The sequence below is a fragment of the Bradyrhizobium sp. P2_E8 genome (assembly GCF_056403875.1).
Genome location: NZ_JBFUES010001024.1, coordinates 1 through 2,591 on the forward strand (window position 1 = coordinate 1; position 2,591 = coordinate 2,591).

3 protein-coding genes are annotated in these 2,591 nt (G+C 64.2%); all 3 read right to left on the reverse strand.

Annotation, left to right across the window (positions count from 1 at the left end; all coding sequences use genetic code 11):
• Nucleotides 1-524 (reverse strand): MCP four helix bundle domain-containing protein (locus AC1D00_RS36060; protein ID WP_477013950.1); only part of this gene is annotated, 524 nt, incomplete at its 3' end.
• Between the two features lie 170 nt (nucleotides 525-694).
• Nucleotides 695-1,969, reverse strand: a complete 1,275-nt coding sequence (gene otnK, locus AC1D00_RS36065; RefSeq protein WP_477013951.1) for a 3-oxo-tetronate kinase — start codon at nucleotides 1,967-1,969, stop codon at nucleotides 695-697.
• A partial coding sequence (locus AC1D00_RS36070; protein WP_477013952.1) for a hydroxypyruvate isomerase family protein occupies nucleotides 1,966-2,591 on the reverse strand: 626 nt, incomplete at its 5' end. The genes AC1D00_RS36070 and otnK, both read right to left, overlap by 4 nt.

Below are 2,591 nucleotides of genomic sequence, written 5' to 3' on the forward strand. Positions count from 1 at the left end.
CCCTTGGTGTTGAGATCGATGTCCTTGCGCAGGACTTCGTCGGACTGGATGCCGATCTTGTTGGCGGTCTTGACGTTCAGCTCATGCGACTCGTGCGGGACCTTGCCGACTTCCTTGCGCGACAATGCAAAGACCTCGTCGGCGCTCTTCTTGTAGTCGTCCCACAGCTTGGACCATTCGGTGTAGAGCGCCCGCTCCTCCGGCGAGGTGATCATGGTCTCGTAGGTCTGGCGAGCCTTGGCCATGGTCTCGCTGGTTGTGACCGCAGTCTTTTCCATCGCGAGCTTTTCTTCCAGGGTCTCGGCCAGCATGTGCTCGCGGACCACGCTGCGGTAGGTGATGACGCTGGCCCGGAGCTCGCCGAGCACCCGCACGCTGGGCATCCAGCTCGTGGTGATGTCAGTGGTGTTCGCGTTCATCGACCGCATCTTCGTGACCGCGAGCAGGCCCATGCCGGTCATCGCGACCAGCAGGAACGCCACGACACTGATGATCTTGGCGCGGATGGAAATCTTGGCGAACATAGTCGGGTCTCTTTATGCTGGCGCGGGCGCGCGTCCGGGAGGTCTAAAAAATCAACCAAAGGGAGCGACGCCGACATCAGACAACAGAGCGACTGAGCAGATGTTAACTACGACTCCGTACGAGTACGGAGCCTGAAAGAGATGAACAGGCAGCTAAGAACGCTCTGCGCTCAGCGCATGAGCCTAAGCGCATCGGAGAAAAACTCCGGGCCACCGAAATTGCCGGACTTCAGCGCGAGCAGCATGTCGCACCCGGCGCCGACCGCGCGCAGCACCGGAACGCCCGCAGCGATCTCCACCCCGACGAGAAATCCGGGAATCTTCAACCGATCGACCACGGCGCCGGACGTCTCGCCGCCGGCAACGACCAATCGCCGCACGCCTGATTTCACGAGGTTTTCGGCGATGTCGGCCATCGCCTGCTCGATGGCATGTCCGGCGGCGTCACGGCCGTGACGTGCCTGAAGCGCTGAGACCTGATCCGGTGTCGAGCTCGATGCGATCAGCACCGGACCCTCGGCCAGTCGCGGCCTTGCCCAGTCCAGCGCACGCTGTGCTTCGTGCGCTCCCGTAAGAATACGGTCGGGATCGAGATGAAACACCGGCATGACCTGTTCAGCGCTGGCGATCTGCTTGAGCGTGGCCTGTGAGCAGCTGCCGGCAAGACACGCCGCCGGTCCACCAACGGCAGCTCCGGATTCGCTGCCTGCCGCGGCTGATTTGACCTTGCCGGTCGACACCAGGGCACGCGCGAGCCCGAGGCCGATGCCGGAGGCGCCGACCGAAAGTCGATGATCGGCGGCCACGAGGCCGATGGTTTCGAGATCGCGATCGAAGACGGCGTCGATGATCGCAGCGCCAATGCCCTTGCCCGCGAGTTCGGCCAGCCGTGCCCGTACGGCATCGGCGCCGCGCGTGACGGTCGCGAGATCGACGAGGCTGATTTGTGTCCTGCTCTGGCGCGCCAGCACACGCACCAGGCTGGAATCGTGCATCGGGTTGAGCGGATGGTCCTTGAGCGGGCTCTCGTTCAGCGGCACCGCGCCGACGAACAGGTTGCCCTGGTAGACGGTGCGGCCGGTCTCCGGGAAGGCCGGCGTCACTAGCACGATGCCCTCGCCGCAATCGTCGCGCAACGCGTCCATCACCGGGCCGATATTGCCGGCGTCGGTGGAATCGAAGGTCGAGCAGATCTTGAACAGCACATGGCTCGCGCCGCGGCCGCGCAGCCATGTCTCCGCCGCGCGCGAGCGCGATACAGCAAGGCCTGCTTCGATCGAGCGGCTCTTCAAGGACACCACGACGGCGTCGACCTCGGGCAGCGCCAGATCATCGGCAGGTATGCCGATGGTCTGCACGGTGCGCAGGCCGGCACGCGTCAGCGTGTTGGCGAGATCGGAGGCGCCGGTATAGTCGTCGGCGATGCAACCCAGTGCAAGAGTCACGGCTTCACTCCCGCATAGGGCTTGAACCAGGCAAGGCCGTCGGTGGTCTTGCCGCGCGGATTGTATTCGCAGCCGACGAAGCCGGCATAGCCGAGCCGGTCGAGCTCTTCGAACAGGAAGGGATAGTTCAGTTCCTCTCCGTCTGGCTCGTTGCGCGAGGGGATGCTGGCGATCTGGATGTGGCCGATGATCGGCATCATCTCGCGCAGCCGCATGGTGACGTCGCCATGGATGATCTGGCAGTGATAGATGTCGAACTGGAGCTTCAGGTTCGGAAGCCGCAACTCCTGGATCAGGTCGCGCGCGAAGCCGAAATCGTTGAGGAAGTAGCCGGGCACGTTGCGGGCATTGATCGGCTCGAGCACGATGTCGATGCCGTGCGGTGCAAAGAACTCCGCCGCCCACGCTACCGACTTGTAGAACGCCTCGATCGCGACGCGCTCGCCGCGGTTGGCAAGGCCGGCCATCAGGTGCAGGCGCTTGACACCGGTGGCCTTGGCGTAAGGCAGCGCGGTCTCGAGGCTCGCCTTGAGATCGGCGAAGCGCGCCGGGAGCGCGGCGAACCCCTTCTCGCCCGCATTCCAGTCGCCGGGCGGCAGATTGAACAGGGCCTGGGTCAGAC